General features: G+C 67.4%; 16 protein-coding genes. 6 read left to right on the top strand and 10 right to left on the bottom strand.

Features of this window, described 5'->3' with window-relative positions; genetic code table 11:
- Positions 1–380: 380 nt before the first annotated feature.
- Together BJ971_RS36200 and BJ971_RS36195 are read left to right on the top strand one after the other, a co-directional pair.
- Complete coding sequence (locus tag BJ971_RS36200) at positions 381–4,151, top strand: S8 family peptidase (protein ID WP_184997805.1); 3,771 nt, start codon at positions 381–383, stop codon at positions 4,149–4,151.
- A gap of 82 nt (positions 4,152–4,233) precedes the next feature.
- Positions 4,234–5,214, top strand: a complete 981-nt coding sequence (locus BJ971_RS36195; protein WP_184997804.1) for a TrmB family transcriptional regulator — start codon at positions 4,234–4,236, stop codon at positions 5,212–5,214.
- A gap of 415 nt (positions 5,215–5,629) precedes the next feature.
- Here BJ971_RS36195 and BJ971_RS36190 read toward each other — a convergent pair whose 3' ends face one another.
- The 6 genes from BJ971_RS36190 to BJ971_RS36165 form a co-directional block, all read right to left on the bottom strand.
- A complete protein-coding gene (locus BJ971_RS36190; RefSeq protein WP_184997803.1) occupies positions 5,630–6,499 on the bottom strand; it encodes an NgoMIV family type II restriction endonuclease in 870 nt (289 codons plus the stop codon).
- A gap of 747 nt (positions 6,500–7,246) precedes the next feature.
- Complete coding sequence (locus tag BJ971_RS36185; RefSeq protein WP_184997802.1) at positions 7,247–7,711, bottom strand: very short patch repair endonuclease; 465 nt, start codon at positions 7,709–7,711, stop codon at positions 7,247–7,249.
- A 129-nt stretch (positions 7,712–7,840) separates the two neighbouring features.
- Positions 7,841–9,139, bottom strand: coding sequence for a DNA cytosine methyltransferase (locus BJ971_RS36180; protein WP_184997801.1), 1,299 nt, complete (start codon positions 9,137–9,139; stop codon positions 7,841–7,843).
- Between the two features lie 476 nt (positions 9,140–9,615).
- On the bottom strand, positions 9,616–10,464 hold the full coding sequence (locus tag BJ971_RS36175; protein WP_184997800.1) for a protein NO VEIN domain-containing protein: 849 nt from the start codon (positions 10,462–10,464) through the stop codon (positions 9,616–9,618).
- Between the two features lie 19 nt (positions 10,465–10,483).
- Positions 10,484–12,313, bottom strand: a complete 1,830-nt coding sequence (locus tag BJ971_RS36170) for a DEAD/DEAH box helicase (protein WP_184997799.1) — start codon at positions 12,311–12,313, stop codon at positions 10,484–10,486.
- Between the two features lies 1 nt (position 12,314).
- Positions 12,315–13,724 (bottom strand): ParB N-terminal domain-containing protein, encoded by a 1,410-nt coding sequence (locus BJ971_RS36165; protein ID WP_184997798.1) that lies wholly within the window; start codon positions 13,722–13,724, stop codon positions 12,315–12,317.
- A gap of 113 nt (positions 13,725–13,837) precedes the next feature.
- On the opposite strand from BJ971_RS36165, the gene BJ971_RS36160 reads away from it, so the two are divergent.
- A complete protein-coding gene (locus BJ971_RS36160; RefSeq protein ID WP_184997797.1) occupies positions 13,838–14,527 on the top strand; it encodes a KpnI family restriction enzyme N-terminal domain-containing protein in 690 nt (229 codons plus the stop codon).
- A gap of 136 nt (positions 14,528–14,663) precedes the next feature.
- Here BJ971_RS36160 and BJ971_RS36155 read toward each other — a convergent pair whose 3' ends face one another.
- On the bottom strand, positions 14,664–17,690 hold the full coding sequence (locus BJ971_RS36155) for an ExeM/NucH family extracellular endonuclease (RefSeq protein WP_239087635.1): 3,027 nt from the start codon (positions 17,688–17,690) through the stop codon (positions 14,664–14,666).
- 423 nt (positions 17,691–18,113) lie between these two features.
- On the opposite strand from BJ971_RS36155, the gene BJ971_RS36150 reads away from it, so the two are divergent.
- Both BJ971_RS36150 and BJ971_RS36145 read left to right on the top strand, forming a co-directional pair.
- Positions 18,114–18,713, top strand: coding sequence for a DUF1963 domain-containing protein (locus BJ971_RS36150; RefSeq protein ID WP_184997796.1), 600 nt, complete (start codon positions 18,114–18,116; stop codon positions 18,711–18,713).
- Positions 18,714–18,981: 268 nt separating this feature from the next.
- Positions 18,982–19,449, top strand: a complete 468-nt coding sequence (locus BJ971_RS36145; protein WP_239087634.1) for a hypothetical protein — start codon at positions 18,982–18,984, stop codon at positions 19,447–19,449.
- 51 nt (positions 19,450–19,500) lie between these two features.
- On the opposite strand, the gene BJ971_RS36140 is transcribed toward BJ971_RS36145, so the two are convergent.
- The 3 genes from BJ971_RS36140 to BJ971_RS36130 all read right to left on the bottom strand — a co-directional run bounded on the left by BJ971_RS36140 (position 19,501) and on the right by BJ971_RS36130 (position 21,801).
- Positions 19,501–20,109 (bottom strand): response regulator transcription factor, encoded by a 609-nt coding sequence (locus BJ971_RS36140; RefSeq protein ID WP_184997794.1) that lies wholly within the window; start codon positions 20,107–20,109, stop codon positions 19,501–19,503.
- A gap of 81 nt (positions 20,110–20,190) precedes the next feature.
- A complete protein-coding gene (locus tag BJ971_RS36135; RefSeq protein ID WP_184997793.1) occupies positions 20,191–21,153 on the bottom strand; it encodes a hypothetical protein in 963 nt (320 codons plus the stop codon).
- Between the two features lie 345 nt (positions 21,154–21,498).
- A complete protein-coding gene (locus BJ971_RS36130; protein WP_184997792.1) occupies positions 21,499–21,801 on the bottom strand; it encodes a hypothetical protein in 303 nt (100 codons plus the stop codon).
- Positions 21,802–22,288: 487 nt separating this feature from the next.
- On the opposite strand from BJ971_RS36130, the gene BJ971_RS36125 reads away from it, so the two are divergent.
- Entirely contained in the window at positions 22,289–22,729 is a 441-nt protein-coding gene (locus BJ971_RS36125; RefSeq protein ID WP_184997791.1) for a contact-dependent growth inhibition system immunity protein, read from the top strand.
- Positions 22,730–22,842: the final 113 nt, after the last annotated feature.

The raw sequence follows: 22,842 nt of genomic DNA, 5'->3' as shown, positions 1-22,842 counted from the left end.
GCCCAGTAGTGCTACGACTCCAGTGAGTACACCGGCCAGTCGCCTTTGTCCTTTTGTTGAGTATTTGCCCCGCACGCGCTCCCCCGTTTGTTGACTTTGAACGCGCGCGAACTGTACATGATCACGGAAATACCAGGTCAGATCACAATGGACAGAACGACCCCGGCGCGACCATGATTCGGGCCACAGTCACGATTTTCCGCCCGCATGACCTGCGGCGTCGCGCCTCCCCGCGAGTGTCCGACATGACCGAATAGCGTCTTTGCGCCCTTGGTTGAGTCCAAACTTGCGAGCCGGACCTTGGCCGATCGCTGCCATGGCAGAGTCCGGCCAGCGCGATTCCTTCCACCGGCCATCGACGGGCCGGTAGGACATCCGGCATGCCATTGCCACATCCCGCCCGGCGTACGCGCCGGCATCTCGCGCTGGCGACCGCCGCGCTCACCCTGGTGTCGTCGGCGCTGGCCGCGCCGGCGCCGGCCGGCGCCGCCACCCCGGCCCCGGCCGAACCGCACCGGCCGGGCATCTCACACACCATCACGCTGATCACCGGCGACCGGGTACGCGTCACCGACATCGGCGGCGGGCGCTACGCCACCGACGTCCAGCGCCCGGACGGGGCCCGTGGCGGCGTACACGCACAGACGATCGGCTCCGACCTGTACGTGTTCCCCGACGAGGTACTGCCCTACCTGGCCGCCGACCGGATCGACCGACGGCTGTTCGACGTGACGACGCTGATCCGGGACGGCTACGACGACCGGAACACCGACGGCATCCCCCTGATCATCAGCCACGCCGACGGGACGCCGGCGTCTCAGCCGGCGCCGGCCGGCACCACGAAGATCCGCAGCCTGTCCAGCGTGCGCGGCGACGCCGTACGGGCGGCCAAGCGGCAGGCCCGCCGGACGTGGACCGACGTCACCTCGGCCGGCGCCCGCACGCGGCAGGCCGACGCCCGGCCGGCGCCACTGGCCGACGGCATCGCCAAGATCTGGCTGGACGGCAAGGTGCACACCGACCTGGCGGAGAGCACCGCGCAGGTCGGCGCGCCGACCGCGTGGGCGGCCGGCCTCGAGGGCGCGGGCGTGAAGGTCGCGGTGCTGGACACCGGCGCGGACCTCGACCACCCGGACCTGGCCGGACGGGTCAGCGCCGCGGTCAGCTTCGTGCCCGGCGAGGAGGCGACCGACGGTCACGGGCACGGCACGCACACCGCGTCGACGGTGGGCGGCAGCGGCGCGGCCTCGGCGGGCGCCGAGCGGGGCGTCGCGCCGAAGGCGGACCTCCTGATCGGGAAGGTCCTGTCCGACGAGGGCGCCGGCAGCGACTCGTGGGTCATCGCCGGGATGGAGTGGGCCGCCGCGCAGGGCGCCCGGGTGGTGAGCATGAGCCTGGGCGATGACGCGCCCAGCGACGGCACCGACCCGCTGAGCTCGGCGGTGAACCGGCTCACCGCGCAGACCGGCGCGCTGTTCGTCATCGCGGCCGGCAACAACGGTTCGGAGGCGTCGATCGGCGCGCCCGGCGCCGCGGACGCCGCCCTCACGGTCGGTGCCGTCGACTCCGCCGACGAGCGGGCGTACTTCTCGAGCATGGGCCCCCGCTTCGGCGACTACGCGCTGAAGCCCGACATCTCGGCGCCGGGCGTGGAGATCCTCGCGGCGAAGAGCGGCGGCACCGCACAGGGCGGCTGGTACCAGTCGATGAGCGGCACCTCGATGGCGACCCCGCACGTCGCCGGCGCGGCCGCGATCCTCGCCGGGCAGCACCCGCAATGGCGCGCCGCCGACCTGAAGAACGCGCTGATGAGCAGCTCGGCGACGGTGCCGGGCGGCAACGCGTACCAGATCGGCGCCGGCCGGCTGGACCTGCGAGCGGGCATCGGCACGCCGGTGACCGCGACCGGCTCGGTCTACTTCGGATTCGTCGGCTGGCCGCACCCGGCCGCGGAAGCGGTCGAACGGACGGTCACCTACACGAACACCGGCGACGAGGCGATTCGGCTCGACCTCGCGGTGAGCGGCACGGTAGCGGGGGGCCCGTACGACCTCGACCCGGCCGCGGACCAGGGCACAACGGCGCCGGGGATGTTCACCCTCTCGACGGACACCGTGGTGGTACCGCCGCACGGCGCCGCCTCGGTCACCGCGACCGCCCACCCGGGCCTGGCCGCCGACGGCCGCCGGTACCTCGGCGAGATCAAGGCCGCGCGGGCCGGCACCGTGCTCGCCCGTACCCAATTGGGTCTGTATCTCGAGGATGAGCGGCACGGCCTGACGCTCACGGTCAAGGACCGGGCGGGGGCCGCCGCCGGCGGCTACCTGTCGCTCCAGCGCTTCGGCGACCTCGACCCGGAGGTCGTCGCACTCGATCCGAACGGACCGACGAAGCTGCGGCTGCGGCCCGGCACCTACAGCGCGCTCACCTACCTGGAGGTCGAGGGCGCCAACGGCACCGACTCGGCCGGCATGGCACTGCTCGGCGACCCCGAGATCGTTCTGGACCGGGACCGGGAGGTCGTCCTGGACGCACGCCAGGCCCGGGAGGCGACCGCGACGGTGCCGAGGGTGACCGAGGACCGGATGCTGTACCTGAACTGGTACCGCTCCGACGGCGACACCAGCACGATCATCGATCAGTACCTGCTGCCACCGTGGATCGACACCATGTACGCGCTGCCCACCAAGCCGGTCACCCGGGGCGAGTTCGAGTTCGAGACCCGCTGGCGCAAGAGCTTCCCGGTACTCACCCTCGCCGACCAGGGCCGGGACGTCGACCTCCTCGGCCAGCCGGGCTCCAGCCTGTACGACGGCCGCACCGTGCTCGACGCCGAATACCTGCCGACCGGCAGCCCCGCCGAGTACGCCGGCCGCGACGTACGCGGAAAGGCGGTGATCGTGACGCGATCGGCGGCGCTGACCGGCGGGCAGCGTGCCCTCGCGGCGGTCGAGGCCGGTGCCGCGCTGCTCGTCGTCGTGAACGACGGGCCGGGCAAGCTGTTCGAGTGGGCCGGCGCCGACGACGGGACGCCGGTGCCGATCCCGGTTGTCGGGGTCACCGCCCGAACCGGGCGGCCCTTGATCGAGCGCGCGACCGGCGGCCGCCTGCGCCTGACTACGGTCGGCACGCCGAACTCGCCGTACGTCTACGACCTGGTGGATCCGCACCCGGGACGGGTACCGAAGTCGCTCGCCTACCGGCCGAAGGCCGGCGACCTGGCGGTGGTCGACATGCGGTACCACGGCGACACCAAGCGCCGCGGCGGCGAGTTCCGCTGGGACTACCGGCCGTACCGCACCTACTCGTTGGGCTACGAGCTGCCCATGGACCTCCCGGCCGTCCGCACCGACTACGTGTCGGCCCAGCCGGGCACCGCCTGGGCCGAGGACGCCGTCGGCGGGGCGAACCTGGAGCTGGTCTCGGTCAGCGAGACGCACGCCTATCGGCCCGGCAGCCGCCAGGAGGTGAACTTCTTCGGGCCGGTGGTGCGGCCCCGCAACAACGAGCCGTTCTGGTCCTCCACCCGCGACCGGGGCTACCTGGCCTTCAACGTGCAGCCGTGGGCGGACGGTGGCCGCGGGCACGCCGGCTACCAGCAGTGGGGTGACACCCTGCGGCTGACCGTCTCGGCGAACGGCACCCTGCTCAAGGAGTCCGAATGGGCCGCGGTGTCGCTGGAGATGGATCCGCCCGGCGCCACCACCTTCACGCTGGACATGCGGGCCCAACGGGACCCGGCGGTGTACCGGTTGTCGCCCAGCACCCACACGGTGTGGCAGGTCGTGTCCCGCCCCACCGTCAACCCGGACAAACTGGAGACGATGCCGCTGCTCCAACTGGACTACGACGTCGACACCGACCTGTCCGGCAACGCCCGCGGCGGCGCACAGCGGCTACGCCTGACGGCCGAACACCTGGCGGACGCGGTCGGTACCGGAAAAATCACGACCGCCACGCTGCACGTCTCCTTCGACGACGGCGGCACCTGGCGCCCGGTACGCCTGAAGCGCTCCGGCGCCGACTGGCTCGCCGAGTTCACCGCACCGGCGAACGGGCACGTGTCACTGCGGGCGACCGCACGAGACACCGCGGGCAACGCGATCAGCCAGGAGATCACCCGCGCATACGGACTGCGTAGCCGGCCGTGAGAAACGGCCCCGGGCGCCCGTCGCCCGGGGCCGTCATCCCGCGTTATCCTCGCTAGCCTCACTGCCGATGAGGTGACGCGCCATGCTGGAACCGCTCGGCCTCGATGCCGCCGAGGAGGAGATCTACCGGCAGCTCGTGGCGTCCCGCTCCGCGCGCGCCGTCGACCTCGCCGAGCACCTCGGCCGGCCGACGGCCGAGATCCGCGCCGTACTCGGCCAACTGATCGCACGCGGCCTCGCCACCGCCGTCGCCACCTCAACGGAGGACGAGCCCAACTACGTCCCGGCACCGCCCGCGGTGTCCCTCGGCGCACTGATGCAGCGACGCCAGGCCGACCTGCGCGCCGCGGAGATCGCCGTCGCCGCCCTCGCCGAGGAGTACCGGACGGCCGGCCTGCCCGCCGACGTGGTCGAGATCCTCACTGACGCGGACGTCGTCCGCCGCCGGTTCCTGCAGATCCAGGACGCCGCGCAACACGAGGTCCTGTCGATGGTCGTACCGAACCTGACCGTCGTCCCGCACCGCGAGAACACCGCCGAACGGGCCGCGATGCGCCGCGGCGTCCGATATCGGGCCCTGCTCGACCGCCGGGCACTGTCCGAGCCCGACATGACCCCCGACGTACGCGCCAGCCTCGCGGCCGGCCAGCAGATCCGGGTCGTCGACGAGGTCCCGGTCAAAATGATGATCGTCGACGGCGAGACGGCGTTCCTGCCCCTCCACGGCAACCGGCCGGAGTCGCCGTCGTCCCTGCTCGTGCACCGCAGCGGCCTGCTCGCCGTGCTGATCGCCTTCTTCGAGGCCGAGTGGGACCGCGGCTTTCCGCTGCGGTCGGGTTCCGGCCCGGACGAGCTGATCGAGTCCCACCCGAGCGACCTCGACGAGCTCGACCGCCAGGTCCTCCAACTGCTGCTCTCCGGGCTCACCGACCAGGCCATCGCCGGACAGCTCAACCTGTCCCTGCGCACGGTGCACCGCCGCATACACCAACTGATGCGCAAGGCAAGGGTCGACAGCCGCGTCCAACTCGGCTGGATCGCCGCCCACAAAAGATGGGCATAAAGCGGCCGCCCGGGCCTGTCGAGCCCCGGGCCGCCGCTGTCGACCTTGCTTAGCTGACTGCCTTCCAGGGGCTGAACGGCTTGCCCGGTACCTGGTTGCGGGTCCACCACTGGCGACGTACTTCTTGCCCAGGTAGGCCACCGTGTCGCCGGCCTTTAGATCTTCGTGGCGTTCCACGCCGGGGTCGACGGCAGGTTCAGTCCGACGATGACCGGGTCGTGGTCGGAGGCCGCGAACTGGTCGCTGCCGTCGAAGAGCAGCGTGGCGTTGTAGTAGTAGCGGCAGCAGTACTACCGCGAAGACCTGGCGACCAGGGACGAGCTGGCAGCCGCCGCCGACAGCTTGCCAGAACAGGCCAGGAACGAGTTCCGGCGAGGTGATCTGCCGACCTCTGCGGGCCCGGACGCTAGGGCGTCTACATCGTCAGGTCAAGCGGAAGGTCCGAGATGTCTTTGAGTCGGCGACCCCCGATCATCGTTTCAAGGGATTCGAGGTTGTCGTCGTTGCCGTGCTTTTTCATTGCCGCGAGGAGCTCAGGCAGGGCTATGTGGTAGACACAGTCCACGTCGCCCGTGCCAAGAGCCAGGGACGACAGCCGAGAGGGTGTCGGTTCCGCCGTAACGACCACGATGTGAGGCAGACGACCCTTCCGGTTGCGGATGAGATTCAGCGCCTCCGAGCGGGCATTCTGCGCCCTGTCAGATCGGAGGGTCCACTTGCACGACACCACGGCGTGAAGGATCGGCGGCCCCTGCATGTCCGCGCGGATCGCCGTCAATTGTGCGAACTGATCATCAACTAGCCAAGACTGCTGGTTGATGTACCCATCGGGCTCAGGCTGCCGGGTGACGACGATGTCAGGCGAGATCGCGTACGCATTGCCTAGCACAGAGACGAGCGTTGGATCCCGCTCGATTGCTTCTGCCAAGTCCGCAAGGTGCTGGTACGGCTCGAAGGCCGCGATAGCCGAACGCCGGGTGTTGCCGATTTTGCGTACGTCCCACTGCCCGGGGCGCAGCATCCAGAAGGCGGGGAACGTCGCCCGAAGATAGTTCGCCGTAGCCTCCTCGAATGAGCCGCCGAGTGTCTGGCCTGCTGCCCGCTCGGCCTCGGTGTCTACCAGCAGGGCCGTGGCGATCTCGGAACCGACCGCGACCGACAGCCGATTGGCCCCGTCCGCGATCGAGGCAACTCCTCGTGCGTTAACCGTGAGGGTGCCCTCCGCCACGAGGCCAGCGTGAAACTCGGACCTCATCTGCTGGATGAGTGACTCGTTGGCGTCCATTACGTCGGACCTCGATTTCGTCGTCTGCCTGCAGGAGTTCGGTGTGGATGGCCTTGCCGACTGCCTCTGCGACCGCTTGGCAAGGATCTCACTACCGATAACCAACACTTCGACGGAGGACGAGGTTCTGGCCTCGAACCTACGTCCGAACGCCCCACCGCATGCTTACAGTGAGCCGATAGCAGAGGGTCGGCCGAGCAACTTGGCTGCGATCCGAAGGCCGCCGTACCACCGGTGAGCTGGCGTTCTGCCGCCCTCTAGTCACCATCGCCGACAGGCCTTGGGTATCGAGGAGTTCCTCCAGGGGGCGAAGTCCGGCCCCGGTCTCAACCAGCACCAACATCGCTGTTGAAAGCCTGGCGCCGTTGGACCACCCTGGTCGTCGCTGCTCACGCGTTCCCTGCCGCCGCTATCGCCACCAGATTGGCAATCCCAGACAGCCTGGGCGCCGCCACTGGCATGGAACTGGTCCACGCCCTGGTTATCGAGCCGGCCCTGCGGGCGCCGACGTCGTTGCCTGTCCGTTTCCGACACCGGAAACGGATCCTCTGCTGGAGTATTAGCCTGTCATGTTCGGGCAGTTCGGCCTGAGCTGGCCCCGCTTTGATGTAGCAGTTGATCGTCGCCGGCGAGACTGTGGAGGTCGAGCCGAAGTGCACGGGAGGCGAGAGTCCGACGGGTCTCGGACTTCTTTCACGTGCAAGAACTGTCGGCCCGAGAACGGTGTCTCAGCAGACCAGATCGCCATCATGGCAGATCGGCGTTGCGGGTGATGGCTCGCTCGACCTCTTCTACAGCAGTGTCTACTGGCACGTGCTCCCATACGCGTACGACGGTCCAGCCAGCTGCTTGCAGTGCAGCGGTGGCAGCAAGATCTCGTTCTACGGTCCGCTGCAGTTTCGGGCCCCAGTACCAGTCGTTTACCTTGGGTTTGCGCCCGTGTTCAGGGCATAGGTGCCAGAAGCAGCCGTCGACGAAAACAGCGATGCGCTTACGGGTGAACGCGATGTCCGGCCGGACCCGGGCTCCATCTAGGTCCACGCGCAGGTCCTTGCGAAAACGGTAGCCGAGCTTGTGCAGCGCGGCCCTTAGGCGTACCTCGGGCTTGGTGTCTGTACGCCTGTTCGCCTGCATGTTGCGAGACCGGCCCTCGTTCAAGGGCCGGGGATGGCGGCCTGCCGCCCAGGCGTTTTCGCGTGCGCCGTGAAACATGAGGACACCGTGCCCAAGCAAGTGGTCAGAACCCCACCAGCCTAGGTGAGGCCCAAAGGGCCGCACCAAGGCCGACGGTCATCGTGGTCGTATTGGGCAGCGTCCGCTGACCAGGGCGTTGCGGGTCTTTTAGCTTACCTTGGCCCGGATCTTCGCCTCGGCGAACGCGAGGTGACGGTCGTGATCGTCCTGTCCGCGGAAGGCTTTCCAGTCACCAAGCCGGTAGGTCGGGCGCCCGCCCCGGGACTGCACCTCAACGGTGAAGTCCCGGGCGATGGCCTCGATGCGCTGAATGATCTTGTCAATTGTGAGACTGCTGCCAAGTAGCTGCTGGATACGCTCAGCCGTGAGTGGCTCATTCCGGTCCCGCAGAAGCCGGTACACCTCGTCATGCACTCTGCGTGGCGCGGGGATCGCCGACGACTTTTGCTTCTTCAACAACGCGTCAGCGATAGACGAACCGACTGCGCGTGCTACTGGCGGCGGGAACGCGTTTCCGATCTGCCGGTACTGGCTGGTCTTCCTGCCAGTGAAATCCCACCGGTACTCGTCGCCCAGCCATCCCTGAATGCGAGCGACCATCTCGACAGTGAGCTTGGGGCCGCGGGGATGATCCTCGATCTTCCAGTCCTCGCCGGGGGCGCTATTTGCTAGGCCGTGTCCGTCAGTCCACAGCTCGGCCCAGGCGCGCTTCGCGCGGGTCGGGCCCAGGTCGGCACCGCCGTGTTTCTTGCTACCGCCGACGATGGTCGGAGCGATGCGGTCGGCCGCTTTAATCCACTTTTCTAGGTAGTCTTCGCGCCAGTGGTTGGCTGCCATCAGATTGCTGAGGACACCGCTGACAGTCCGGGTCACGGCCGATTTCTCAGGCCAGGCGAAATACTCGACGTATTCCGGGCGCAGTGCAACCAGAATCATGCGCGGACGCAGCTGTGGCACCCCGAAGTCCCGGGCCTCGAGAAGTTCCCAGAAGGCCGTATACCCCAGGTCTGCGAAGCGATCGACGACCGCCTGGCGGTAGCCGGCGAACCGGGCGTCGTTAAGGCCGCGCACATTCTCCAGCAACACCGCTTCTGGCTGCATCCGGCTAGCTGCTTCGACCGCCCAGGCGAACAGGTCGCGCTCGTCGGCTGAGCCAAGCTGCTTGCCAGCCACCGAAAACGGAGGGCACGGCACGCCGCCAGCGAGAAGGGCCGCCTTGCCGGCATAGTCCTCCGGCTTCCACACATCCTCGTCGGCCACATCGCCAACTCGGACGAGTGAGCTGGCGTCGTCGGCAGGCTGGAGGCGCTGCAAGTTGGCGGCCAAGGTAGCCGCGGCAGTGGGATCCAGCTCCACGGCAAGCTTGTGCTCGAAGCCCGCAAGGTGCAGGCCGAGAGACTGCCCTCCCGCGCCAGCGCAAATCTCAACGACACTCAGGTCAGTCACTGCTCTCCCAGTCAGTCTCGGTGCCCCATCCGCGGCAAGCAGCCCTCTTAGGCATCTTGCAGCATTTGCCTGCTGGCGTGGCGGTAGGGCCAGCACCTTATGAAACGTGTCGCAAGTAACGCATCGTCAAAAGTCCAATGCGCTCTGTAATAACTTTCATGGCGGGGCGTGAGGCACGCAGTGTGGGCGCCCTTGCCCCGCTGTGATGGCTTGAAGGTGGTGCACGACCCGTTCCGGCACCCAGACTGCCAGGATTGCTATGCGCACCATCGCGGCACTGCTCCCCTCTGGCCCGACCCGTGACTGCTGGTCCAGGACGATTTGCGAACGTCTCTCAGGCGTCAAGTCATGGCCTAGCTAGAGACCGGAGTCCAAGACAGTAGCCCGTGCCATCGTCTGCCAGGACTTCAGCAATCGCGTCCTCGGCGCTCTCCCATGCACGTCGCCCGCACGGACCACTATCAAGGCGGCTTGGGTCAAGGGTCGTGAACTGGTGCTGATGCGGCTCCCGGCCACGTGATGCCTCCCGTCAGCAGTGGCGGCGCGTGGGATCGCAGGACTGGCAGTAGCGACGCAATCCCCGGACACAGGGCCGACGGTGGCACATCGAAGCGGCATGATTCCCATCTCCCGGACATGCCGCCGTCGACTGGCGCTTCGGACGCCACCCACTCGCGGTGCACCGTAGCTATAGCGGCGATTTTGTCGTCTGAGTCAAGCCGTACTACCACCAGTTGCCAGTGTGGGTCTCGGCGCATTGCCTCAAATTCATTTCTGGATAGGTAGATCTTGAGCCGACTGCGCCGAAGCGTTGTCTTTACTTCGACATGCAGTATGTAGTCGCCGGCATGGACAGCAATGTCGTACCCGTATCCGTCGGCTGCTGCGGCGACGTGGTTGACGTCGGCATCCACGCAATCGCGCAACAGCTTCACGAGGGCCACCTCCCCGGCCATGCCCACCCGGACTCGCTCCGCCGTGTCGACCTTTCCCCATGCGGTGATGACATGCGCGAACGCCGCGGCCGGCGTAAGGCCGAGGGCCTCGGCGGCGTGCACAGCATCCTCCGGCAGCTCGTCGGGGGAACGCACCAGGTCGTCGGCATCTCGGAGCCAATGAACGCCCCCGTGTGTGATGGTGGCGGTGAAGACGCGCTGAGCCGCCGGGAGCGAGCTATGCACATCATCGAGTAGGTTCGCCTCCCTTAGCCAGGCGTATGCGGCCTCGTACTGCGTGGGAGTGATGTCGCTGAACTCGCGGTGATTCGTGAAGAGCGCACGGCAGCGTGCCGCGCTGGACGGAGGCAGGTGTTCCAGCCACCGCACAGCTGCTTGTAACACCGGCTCAGGCGGTATAGGCACGCAGGTGTCCCATCAATGCCTGCAGATCCCGGTCGTCGAGGCCGGCGCCGGTGGAAGGTTCCTCCTCGAGGTCGGCCAGACGCTGGACGGCCGGGTCATCAAGGATGCGTCCCATGAATTTCAGCTTGTCGCTCAATCGCTGTTCTACGACCTCGTCGATCGTGCCCTCGGTGGCGAGGACGGTGATGCGAGTTTCCGTGTCGGGCGCTAGTCCAAGCCGGTGGATGCGGTCCAGGCTTTGTAGGAACCGGCCCGCGGCGAAGTCACGGTCGACATAGACGGCGTCGTGGCACTCGTGATGCAGGCTGATGCCCTCGCCGAGCGTCGCTGGGTTCGACAACAGAACGGCGCAGGAGGGGTCAGCCCGGAAGCGCATGATCTCCGCATCGCGATCTTCGGTGCCGCCGTGCACGACGGCCGGTTCAAACTCGCGCAGAACCTCTCGCAAGGTATTTAGACTCCGGACGAATGTTGACCAGACCAGTGTCTTGCGGCCCTGGCTCGCGTTGGCGGCCACGATGGCCAGCGTCTCCTGGTACTTCGGCGACATCTCATAGCTGGGAAGATCCCGCATCAACTCCGACAGGGGAGTGCCATCGGGAACGCTGAGTGGCGGCACTTGGTACATGAGCGGCTCGTAACGCGTCGTGCCCACTGACAGAAGGGCAGGGCTCGTGGCGGCCATGAGCATGTAAACCACGATCTTGCCCATGGCTGGAAGATCGTCGGCGGCGTCCGCTATCCGGGCCGAAAACCGCCCGAGTAGTGCCTCGTAAATCTCCTCGTGAAGCGGCGGCATCTTGAGCGGGCGAATGCTCGTTGTGACGGGAGGCAGGCCCAGCTCCGCCTTGGTGGTCCGGGAGAACAGCGGCTTGAGAACGCGGCTCGCCTGCGCCAAGTCGCCTCCGGCAACTGCTTGGATGACTTTTTGCCGACCGTAGCCTGGCCAGACGAAGCTGAGAAGATTCTGCAGGTCCTTAACGCCGTTAGGGGCTGGGGTGCCAGTAAGGATCAGCCGGTGGCGTGCCCGCGGTGCCAAGGCGAGACAGGCGGCACCATACGTGCCTTCGGCGCCCAGCTTCATTCGGTGCGCCTCGTCAAGGAGCAGCATTGATGGCCGGTCCGCGAGCCACGCGCCGAGCTCATTGACAGCACCGTCTATGCGCTCGTAGTTGACGATCAGGGCATCGACAGCTGGGTCAATCGGCCGAGTGAAGACGTCCATCCGGAGTGGCTCTGCCAGGCACAGCTGATTCTCGTCGCGCCAGGCGTCATAGCAGGACTTAGGGCCAACGATGAGGAGCCGTTGTGCCTTACCGGCATACCGCAGCGCTTCGAAGACAGCGAGCGCGACTCGGGTCTTGCCTGCGCCTGGCACCGAGAAGTTGGCGCCGTGGCGCATCGAGAGGAGCTTGGCGATGTCCCGCCGCTGAAAGTCGGTCAGGTTTCCGGTCCAGTTCGGCCCTAGCACACCAGGAATGTCGCCAAGCTGTACCTCGCCAGGCAGGGCATCGCCGGGCTCGAGCCGACGGGCGACAGTCTGAGCGTCAGCCGCCGAGTCTGACGCAAGTGCCGCTAGTTGTGGATCCCACGCGACGCTCATTGTGGCGGGCCACGTGGCAAGCGCTACGAGATTAGTGAGTAGGTCGTCGATGTTGACGTCCATCGTCGATGGCGATCGTTGGACGCTTGAGCCAAACCGCAGTGCCAGTCGGCGCAGGTCGTCTTCATATCCGCGGCCAGCGCGCAGCCGGGCTGTCGTGACCGCGTCGCCGAATTCGATCTTCAGAGTGGGTGTAGGACTGTCGGCCATGTCAGCGCTCCTGGGCTGCGTCCAGCAGCCACGCCACGCCATCGCCGGGTGAGCTGAACGTGCGGCCGGCCTGCTTGGCGAGCCGTGCGAGGCTGGCACGCAGAGCCAGCAACGCGTCGTCGAAGGCATCCTCGTCGAGCGCCCGCTTGGCCTTTGCCTCGGCGAATTCTGCTGCACACTGATTGACGTAGTCTGCCGCGTCGGTAAGCCGCTCACTGACCGCGACCTGCCTCTTCTGAAGTTGTGCGTTCTGCCCGGCCAGCTTGACTGCCGCGTCGAACGTCTTGCGGGCCGTCTTCATGAGGCTGTCGGCCTCGGCCACAGTGGATGGCACCAGCTTGTCACCGGCACGTGCCTTGGCGCTCGCCCGCAGTAGCGAGTCAGTCAGGGCCCGCGTGCTCTTCACTACCGCGGTGGCGTCCTGAATCGCTACGCCGGGAAGCCCTGGAATGCTCACCGGGGTGCCTTCCTGTACCGCTGGGCGCAAGTCTTCGGGCAGCCGTTCGTTGAGATACCGCGTGTGGAAGTCAGCCTCGGCGAGCCGCACAGAGGTCTTTGGGTAGTTGAGGACCACCATGGCGAGCCGGGTCTCCTTCAGCTGCTCCGCAGCGTCGGGGTTGCTCCTCGCTAGTTTGGTGTAATCGCGGTAGAGCTCACGCAGCTTTTCCTGGTGGTCCTCGAAGTCGACCTCACGCAGAGCCACCCCGTCGTCAGCCGTGCTGCGGTCGATGGCGTCCTTGATGAGCTGGTAGACCCAGCGATCCTGGTGGAGGGTCGTCGTCTTGATGTTGAAGTCGCGGGCGACGTCCTCTTCGCGGCGCCCGCTAGACAGTTCATCCTCGATTGCAATTAGCCGGTTGATGTAGGAATACTCACGCCGCTTGTCGCGGCGCAACTGCAGAGACAGTTCCACGGCGTTGATGTCGCGCCGTGACGTGTCCGCCGGGAGAACGCCGACGCGGATGTCCTTAACGCCGAGGTCCCGCAGCGCTGCGCATCGGGTATTTCCGTCTACCAAAATGCCGAGTCGGCTAACGATGCCAGGTTCTTTCTGCCCGAAGTCCTCGAGCTCCTCCATCAGCGCCGTGTAGTCCGGGTCGACCTGGTCAGGGTTCGACGGCTTCCGCGTCAGCAAATGATGCAGGTACTGCTGCGCCGCCTCGCTCCACGGCTTTTCCTCGAGCGTCCGGTTTCGCTGGGGGTCGAGTGTCCGCTGCGCCCGGATCCGGTGAGTGTCCGGGTTGAAGTACAGCATGTCGACGGGCATGGAGATCACATGAAGGTGCCGCTGCTCACCGCGCCAATCCACCGTGACCTTGGCGCCATGCTCCGCCATCACCTGCTTGAGCCGCTCCTCCACGAGCGAGCGAATGTTGTCACCCTCCGGCGGAGTGCCGAAATCTACCGACATGCTGGAGCCTCCCAGGACCTGTGCCAGTTGCTTCGTGCATGATGGCAGCACCCACTGACATTTCGCGGGCAACCTGCGATCGGCCAGGTGCCTGTGCGACGGGAGGGGCAAGAGTGGATCTTCCGGCCTGGGATGACCCCGACTTCAAAGGCGGCACGATGGTGCGCGCTGCATTGTGGCTCGTGCAGGTGGTCGGCGAAGGCAACACCTTTACTAAGGAACAGCTGCGTCTCGCGTTCCCTGGGGTTAGCCAGGCCGACCGCAGGCTCCGTGACCTGCGGGACTATCGGTGGTCAATCCTTACCAGCACGGAGGATGCCTCGCTGCTGGCGGAGGAACAGCGGTTCCTGCATGTCGGGGTGCCCGTCTGGGACCCTGCCGCCCGCCGCGCGGCGGCACCGCAGAACACGATGTCTGCCAAGGAAAAGCAGGCCGCGCTGAGCCGCGACGACTACATGTGCACGATATGCGGTATTTCTGGCGGGGAGCCCTACCCCGATGACTCCACCCAGACGGGCGTCCTATCGGTGAGCCGACGCCCGACGCTGCTTCCTGATGGCAGGGAGCGCGTCATGCTGGTCACCGAGTGCAAACGATGCCGGGCGGGTTCGAATGGTTCGCCGGCGCGAGCCGACGAGGTGCTGACCGCCATCAACTCCCTCGACGATGACGACCGCCGGCAGCTACAGCGCTGGATCGCCAGAGGCCGGCGGGTCCTCACTCCGCTCGATCGTGCGTGGAACACCTACCGGAGGTTGCCGCCAGATGCACGCGATGAGATCCGCGGCCGCTTGGGTAGATGAGGGCCGCAGTCCTGACAATCCGCCTCGGAGGTAGTAGAACCAGTGTGGGTAGTGAGGCTCTTTCACGTACCGCTCATCTGGGTGATGCCTGACGGCCCGGGGCCTGTTGAGCCCCGGGCCGCCGCCGTCGACCTTGTTAGCTGACTGCCTTCCACGGGCTGAACGGCTTGCCGGGTACCTGGTTGCGGGTCCACCACTGGGCGACGTACTTCTTGCCCTGGTAGACGACCGTGTCGCCGGCGGTGAAGATGCGTGACGGGGTCCAGATGGCGGTGCCGTCCGCGGCAGTAGCGATCTGTTCCCAGGCGCCGTACGGGTTGCCCGGTGCCTGCCAGATCGTCCACCACAGTGCGCGGTAGATCGCGCCCTGGTAGGCGACCGTGTCGCCGGCCTGGTAGATCTTCGTGGCGTTCCACGCCGGGGTCGACGGCAGGTTCAGGCCGACGATGACCGGGTCGTGGTCGGAGGCCGCGAACGGGTCGCTGCCATCGAAGAGCAGCGTGGCGTTGTAGTTGTAGCGGCTGTAGTTGTACGCGACCGCTTCCTGGGCGTTGATCTGCCAGACGTCCGCCCCGGTGACCATCGCCAGGGCGGTCGGGCTGGCCAGCACGTGGTCGAGCGAGCCCTGCAGGTCGTTGAACCCGTATGTGTGCTCGTTCGGGTCGTACCTGCTGCCCAGGTCGGTGTAGCCGGCCTCGTACAGGACGTGGATCGGGTCCTCGTGGGTGTACGAGTTGAAGTCGCCGACCAGGAAGATCCTGGTCGTGCCGAGGCTCGCCGCGACCTCGTTCGCGAACGTGACAACGGCCTGCGCCTCACGTACCCGGGTCGCGTTGAACGCGCCCTGGTTGTTGGCGGGCGACGAGGTGTCCTCGGCGTCGCCGTCGTAGAGCGGAGTGCCGCTGCCCTTGGACTTCCAGTGGTTGGAGACGACCAGGAACGCGTCGAGGTCGCTGGCGCCGGCCTTCTTGAAGCCGTGCGCGTCCGGCTCCCGAGCGATCGAGAAAGGCTCGCCCTCGTCCGACTCGGTTGACAGCACCGCCGGCTCCCCGACCAGCGAGACCTCGGCCGGCTTGTAGATGAAGGCCGTCCGGATCACGTCCTGCTGGGCGAGCGGCGGCAGCTTGTCGGCGGACGGCGACGGGGCGTACGCCCACACGGCCGAGCCCGCCGCGGCGTTGAGCGCGTCGACCAGCCCGGCGAGCGCGCTGTCCCGATCCTCGCCGAACCACGCCGAGTTCTCGACCTCCTCGAGGGAGACGATGCTCGCGCCGAGCCGGTTGATGCCGGTGACGATCTTCGCCTGCTGGCGGGCGAAGCTGACGGCATCGGCGGCACCGCGCGGGCCGGGCGAGTTGCCGGGGCCGGAGCACCGGTTCACCGTGATGTGGTTGCCGGCCCGGTCGTTGTAGTACGTGCAGGTGCCGAGGCCCCGCGTCACGTACTCCTCGCCGGTCATCGGGAAGTAGTTCTGCACGTTGAACGTGCCGATCCTGGTGCCCTGCAGGGCGGCCGGCCGCTGCTTGCCGGCCCGGATGTCGCTGAACGTCGCGACCGCCGCGCCGTCGTCGGTGACCTGCCGCGGCGGCTGCATGTTCCACAGCGAGAAGCGGTAGTCCAGGATCACCGGCTGGTGGAAGGTCACCTTCGAGCCGACGCTGGCGGCGTTGCCGGGCGTGAGCCACGGCAGCGGCTTACCCGTATTCGCGGCGCTGCTGTAGTTCAGGCTCGAGCCGTCATCGAGAGTGATCATGCGGGCCGCGTTGTCGGCGACCACGGCCTGCGCCGCGGCGCTGCCGGCCCGCCCGGCGTCGGTCGGCTGGCGCAGCGGCTTGTCGCCGGCGGCCAGCGTGAACGAGCCGTAGAAGTTCGTGTCGTAGTTGTCCGACACGGTGAACGTGCCCTGCGGCGCGATCAGCTCACCCTCGTACGCCTCCTTCTCGGCGTCGGTGTCGAGAGCGGTCCACGGCAGGGTCTCCGCGACGACCGCGGGCAGCGGGTCGGCGAGCTTCGTGACCGTCGGCCCGCTGATCTCGGTCAGGCCCTGGAACTCCACCACCGAGCCGGTGACCCGCACGCTGTCACCGACGGCAACCTGCCCGGCCGAGATCGAACCGAAGACGAAAACCGCGTCCGAGGCCCCCGGCGTCAGGTCCGGGCCACCGCTCTCCAGGAAGAAACCATTCAAACCCCCGACCGGGTACGCCGCGGTGACGACGCCGGTCGTGGTCACGCTCTTCCCCGCGTACGGGGAAGTGTTTGTGTTCGTGCCCTGGATCTCGGCGATCGATGCCGTGACCGGCGCGGCCGCCACCTGGAAGGTGAACGACGCCGAGCCGGTCGCACCGCCCGAGTCGGTGGCCGTCACCGTCACGCTCGAGGTGCCGGCGTCGGTCGGCGTACCGGAAAGGATGCCGGCGGGGGAGACCGCCAGGCCGGCGGGCAGGCCGGAACCGGACCACGTGTACGGCGCGGCGCCGCCGGTGGCCGCCAGGGTCAGCGGCGCGATGGCCTCGCCGGCGGTGGCGTTCTGGGTGCCCGGGTCGGTCACCGCGACCGCCGCGGTGCCGCCACCGGAATTCCGCGGCGTCGGCGTGGCCGCGGCGAAGTCGGCGCTGTTGTTGTCCGTGTCCGCGCCGGTCGCGGCGCGCTGGTAGCTCAGGACGAGCGAGTTACCGGTCGCGGCCGCGCCCTCCGGCGAGTTGCTGGTGCCCCAGCCGAGCTTGTCGACGACCGCGGCGTCGGTGGGCAGGACGCCGGTCGCACTGGCGGCGACGTAGAGCGTTCCACCTGCCGCGCCCGGGTTGACGGTGCTGGTCAGATCGGGGGTGGGCAGGGGCTCACCCGGGTTGGTGCTCGCGTTGTTGCTCGGCAGCTGGATCAGGAAGTAGCCGTGCGGGGCCACGGTCCCGGACAGGGCGAAGACCTGGGCGCCGCCCGGCACGACCGTGCTGGTGGCCGCCCGGTACTGCAGGGTGCTGCCGGTCAGCGGCAGGCCGCTCGACGTCGGGTTGTAAAGCTCGACGAACTTGTTCAGGTAGCTGGCACCGGAGGAGCCGCCGTTGACGTAGACCTCGCTGATGATCAGCCCGGTACCCGCCGGGTTGGCGAACGCGGGGGTGAGGGGTGCTGCGGCGACGGCCGCCACTATGGATAGTGGCAACGCTCCTATGGTGAGTCGCCTGATGAACGCACGAGACACGGACCGGACCTCCAGGATGGCTGGCTTTGACGGGTCTGGATTGTTGTCGGCCTCACTTGCGGTAAACCAAGCGGCAGGCGACCCATCGGCAAACTATTACCTGCCGCGGGCGGCCGATCAAAGGCGTCGATCGAATTGCAACTTCTTCGCGCCGGAATTGGGGCGCGATGCCCGATGCGCGCTGCCTGCGCGGTGCCGTTCGCGCCCGATCGCGCCGCGAGGCGACCGCCTGGCCGGCCGCGGTGACCCGCGTGTGCGATCATGCCCGCCTCGGCTCGGCTTTGGTGGGTCTGCCGGGTTCGGTTGCCGGACGGCGAGCAGGCCACGACGGCGTCGTGGATCCGCACGTCCGTCAAATCCCTGCGTTCGGAATCGGAGACGACAATGTCGCGCCGCAACTTCTTCACCGTGGAGCCTGCCGATGGCCCGGTGGTGGAACCGATCTCCAAGATGGGCGGCCAGCCGGTGTGGCTTGAGCAGCCGCAGTGGCCGATTTCTCGGAACCACGGCACGCCGATGTCGTTCATCGCGCAGATCAAGCTCCCGGCTGGGCTGATTTACGTCTTCATGACCGACGCCACGGAGTACGTGGACGACGCCTGGGAGGCGGACGGCGGTGAGAACGCCGTCATCATCCAGCCCGACGGGCGACTGCCGCTGCTCGGGGTGTACGGGTCGATAGTGGAGGTCTACGGCTCCGACGATCCGCGGCCGATCGACGTGTCGGCGCAGGCGACCGGGCCAACGGTCGCCGCCGATCACCTGCTCGTGGCGGTACCGGATGACCCGGACAGCTATCAGTTCACCAATGGTGAGCCGCTGTGGTTGCAGAACCCGGAGGTGCCGGGGGAGGGCTACGGGCTCCTGCTCCAGTGGGAATCCGAACGACTTCCCTTCCCGATCAATTTCGGTGACGCCGGCATCGGCTACGTGTTCCTGTCGCCGGATCTCCGGGAAGGCCGTTTCCTCTGGCAGAATTCGTAGCCTCCTGCCACGAGTCCTTCGCTGGGTCGTTCAGCCGGTCATCGTGCCGCAAACATGACGTTTGTCAGCGATCGCTCTGACTCCGCTCACCGTCAGCCGATGACAGCACTCACTGGGTTGAGTCCACACCGGCAACGAGGCTTATCGATGACAGCAGAAGTCAAGCGGATCGTGATCAGCAGGAGGAATGATGGCATCTCGGACTCGGCTATCGATGATCGTCGTAGCATTGCTTGCGGCGTTGGGACTCAGCTTCGCGGGTGCTGGTGTGGCCAATGCCGCCCCAAGTGCCCCGGCGGCCGCGCCGCCGGTAACTGCCCTCGCCACACCGATCACCGGCACGGCCGACAACGGCTCCTTCGCCGGCACCTTCACCCCGACGGGGTTCTCGCAGCGGAACGGGAACCTGCTGGCCACCGGTGTGCTCACCGGTACGGTCAGCGACTCGTCCGGCGCCACCATCGGTACGGTCACCCGTACCGTGAGCATGCCCGTGACCGTCGCGGCCGCGACGTGTCAGGTGTTGAACCTCGTGCTCGGGCCACTGCACCTTGACCTGCTCGGCCTGGTGGTCGACCTGAACCAGGTGCACCTGGTGATCACCGCGGTGCAGGCGCCCGGCAGCCTGCTCGGCAACCTGCTGTGCGCGATCACCCACCTGCTCGACGGCACCCCCACCGCGGGTGGACTGGCAGCGCTCCTCAACGCCATCCTGGCGCTGCTCGGCCAGCTCTGATCGGTACCTCCGACGCAGCCGCACCCCGCCCGGGGTGCGGCCACGTCGCCGTCATTGGAGCCAACCGGCGCCCTCCGCGAGACGGACCGCCTCCAAGCGGTTGCGGGCGCCGGTTTTGCGGAGGATCGCCGAGATGTAGTTGCGTACGGTGCCGGCGCTCAGGTGCAGTTCGGCGGCGACCTCCGTGGACGGCACCCCGGACGCGGCCACGCTGAGCACGTTGAGTTCACGCCTCGATAGTGGACTGCGTGGCGCCGTCACCATCGCCACGGCCAGGCTCGCGTCGATGACCCGTTCGCCACGGACGAGCCGGCGGATGCCGCGGATCAGCTCACAGGGGGCGGCCTGTGTGCCGACGACGCCGTCGATGCGCAGGTCAAGCGCGCGGTTGAGCAGTCCGGACTCTTCCGGGCCGGCCAGCAACAAGGTGGCGCAGTCGGGCTGCTCCGCGGTGAGCCGGGCGAACGTGGACAGGCCGGCGCCGGCCAGCAGCGCGATGTTGACCACGGCCACGTCCGGCGGCACCGCGCGGGCCATGTCCGGCGCCTGGTCGAGGGTGCCCAGGTCAGCGATCACCTCGAGGTCTTCCTCAGCGGACAACGTTGCGACGAGGGCGCCGCGGAGCAGATTCATGGGTTCGATGAGCAGAATGCGGATCACGATGGCCTCCCAGCCAGGGTCAAAGCTTCGGGACGGCCGAACTGGTGCCGGCCGGTTTCCGGAATCCCTGCGGGAGTTCGTTCAGCTGGGAGGGCCCGCGTAGCGGACGGTGCGTCCGCGGGCGATGAGATCGGTGGCCAGGCGACAGCCGGTGGCCACCACTTCGGCCCGCCACGACGACGAGACGGTGCCCATCACGGGCGCGTTTCCGCTGCCGGAGTCACGTGCTTGTCCGGTGGAAGTCGAGCGGTCGGGCGGCTGGCGTGACGGGGCCGGGAGCGGCGCTGTCCGCGGTTGAGCCCGTGCTGTCGGCGGCTTGGTCACGCCGGACAGCCCGGGTGTCGGTGCGGAGGCCGCCGGCATGAGCGGCTGGTGTGGCACTAGGGCGTTGAGCGACGCCGTGGTTCGGGCCGGTGCTGGCGCCCAGGCCTGCGGCGGCCCGGGCTGCTGCGGCAGTGCGGGGAGGTGGGCCTGCGGCAGGTTGGTCAGCTGCGGCCATGACGGCAGCTGCGGCAAAGCGGGGAGTTGGAGCTGCGGCGGATCGGGAGGCCGCGGCCAAGAGGCAAATGCGGCCTGCGCCAGATCGGCGAGCTTGGGCAGAGAAGAGATCTGGGTGGGGGTCGACACTTTCTGCCGTATGACCGCCATCCCTGCCGGGGTCACCGTGGCTCGGGCGGCGTCTCGGGCCGCATCGGACGTGGGCTGACGGAGCTCCGATGTCCGGACCGTCCCGCCGTCGCGGATGCTCGGCGCCGAGACCCTCTCCGATGCCTGGTTTTGAAGGGCATGAGCCGTCTTGGGTTTCTGGATCTTCGGCGGGCGGACCTTGGGTGTCTTGATCGCTGGCCGGTGGATCCTGTGCGGGAGAACCCTCAGGGCGGTCGACTTCGGAATGATCGACTTCGGCTTCGGGATGACTTTTCTGGCGCCCGCGGCCTTGCCCGAGGCGACCGGATCCGTAGCGCCAATTTGATCAATCGACCCCGCATCGGCCCGCGCCGCATGATCGAAAAGGCTCAGTGCTAGATACACCGCAACGGCCACGCCGAGCAGCACAAGCAGGCGAGCAATGCGCCGAGTGACCCCGGGCGCACCATCCGCTGCTTGCGTAACTCCGCTCCGCATCAGATCTGATTACCCATTCCCCGGCAAGCTGACACTCATCGGGCAGTCAGGGGAGCAGCTGGCCTCGCCGCGGTCCGGAGCGGTCCTGCTCCTGACGTTCCCGTCCAGCGCGCCGCGACGACCTTCCTGAGCCTCCGTGCACCTGGCGAGTCCGGCGCAACCCGCGTGCCGGGCGCACGAGAAGTCGCGGTGACTCGCTCGGTGCGTACCCAGGGCCAGGGTGCTCGCGAGCTGACGGGCAGCCATCCGGGCCGTGCTGAGGTGTCAGTAGTAGTAGGCGTGTGCGGTGGCCGGCGCCTTTCCGGCCCGCCTGTACGCACGCATGATCGCGACGACCACCTGGTTGAACAACCGTTGGTTCATGCCGGGGGCAGTGCCCGACGGCTCACCCGCGGCAGGATCGAACAACAGATCCCCGATCGGCAGACCGTTTTCGTCCGCCAGCCGGACCTTCCGGGTCGCTACCTCGAACGTCACGAAACCGGTCTGTTGATCGGCCTCCCATCGGTAGACCACAGACTCGCCGGTCGGGTCGCCTTGCGCCCAAATCTCAATCGAGGCGGTCATCAGCGGCACCACCCACAGTCACCGAGCACGTCAGTCCTTTCGCTGGTAGCCGACCCCATCCTGCAGCCATGATCACCGAGGCCGGGGTCGCTCGAGTTACACCTGCCGTTCGTTTGACAGGCCCGACCTGAGGCGCTTCTCGCTGCGAGGGATCCTGACTTCTGCCGCAGAGAACGCTCGGACCGCGACCGCTGTGGTGGAGTGGTCGGATCATCGTGCGACCGTTCGTGATGTTCAATGCGATGCCCCCGGCGGCCAGCCAATTGACCCACAAATCGGCCGCGACGATCCCGGTCGAGCGGCGGCCTTACCCTGGTGTGGCGCGGCTTGATCAAGCGAAATCAGACAACTCAAGCGGGAGGTCAGCAATGTGCGGCTGTCGGAGGAGCAGCGATCTCCCGCGCAGGACGAACTCGGTGAAGCGAGTCGGCTGCTCGATCACTCCGAGCAGTTTGTACCGTGAGTCCCCCACTGAACGGGAGATGCCATGACCGACGCACTAGAGCAATCCCTCGAAGAGTTTGAGGGCGACGCCTGGGATGACGCGCCGGCTGGTGCTACCAAGCTTGTCGCCACGGTTCACGAGCTGCGCCGCAAACCGATCGGCACGCTTGAGGTCGAAGACCTGCGGGTGCTGCTCGGCCAGCGAGAAGGCGTGTTGGTTCTGGTGCCGCGAGCGCTTGACGTTCTCGAACACGACCCGCTCGCCGAAGGCGACTACTACCCGGGTGACCTACTGACAGCCGTCCTTCGCCGGGTACCGGCGGAATACTGGGCCACCCATCCGGGCGAGTTGGCCCGCCTGGCTGGTCTGGTCGCCACGATCGACTTGGACGAGGTCGATGACGACGAGTTGCGGGCCGACGTCGTTGCTTTCCGCGACGGTGAGGCTCCTGACTCGCCGGCACCATCGCCGGGTGTGCTTTGAGGGCAGGTGCGGCCGGCTTTGGGCAGTGATGGTCACCGGCTCCTCGGCGCGCCATCTGCCGCTCTGGATGACCCGGTGGCCGATTGTCCTCGCGGGGACACCGCTGGTCAGCG

It is taken from the genome of Amorphoplanes digitatis, from assembly GCF_014205335.1.
GTDB classification, from domain to species: Bacteria; Actinomycetota; Actinomycetes; order Mycobacteriales; family Micromonosporaceae; genus Actinoplanes; species Actinoplanes digitatus.
The sequence above is the reverse complement of the archived record's forward strand: the minus strand, read 5'-3'. Positions and strand labels throughout refer to the sequence as shown.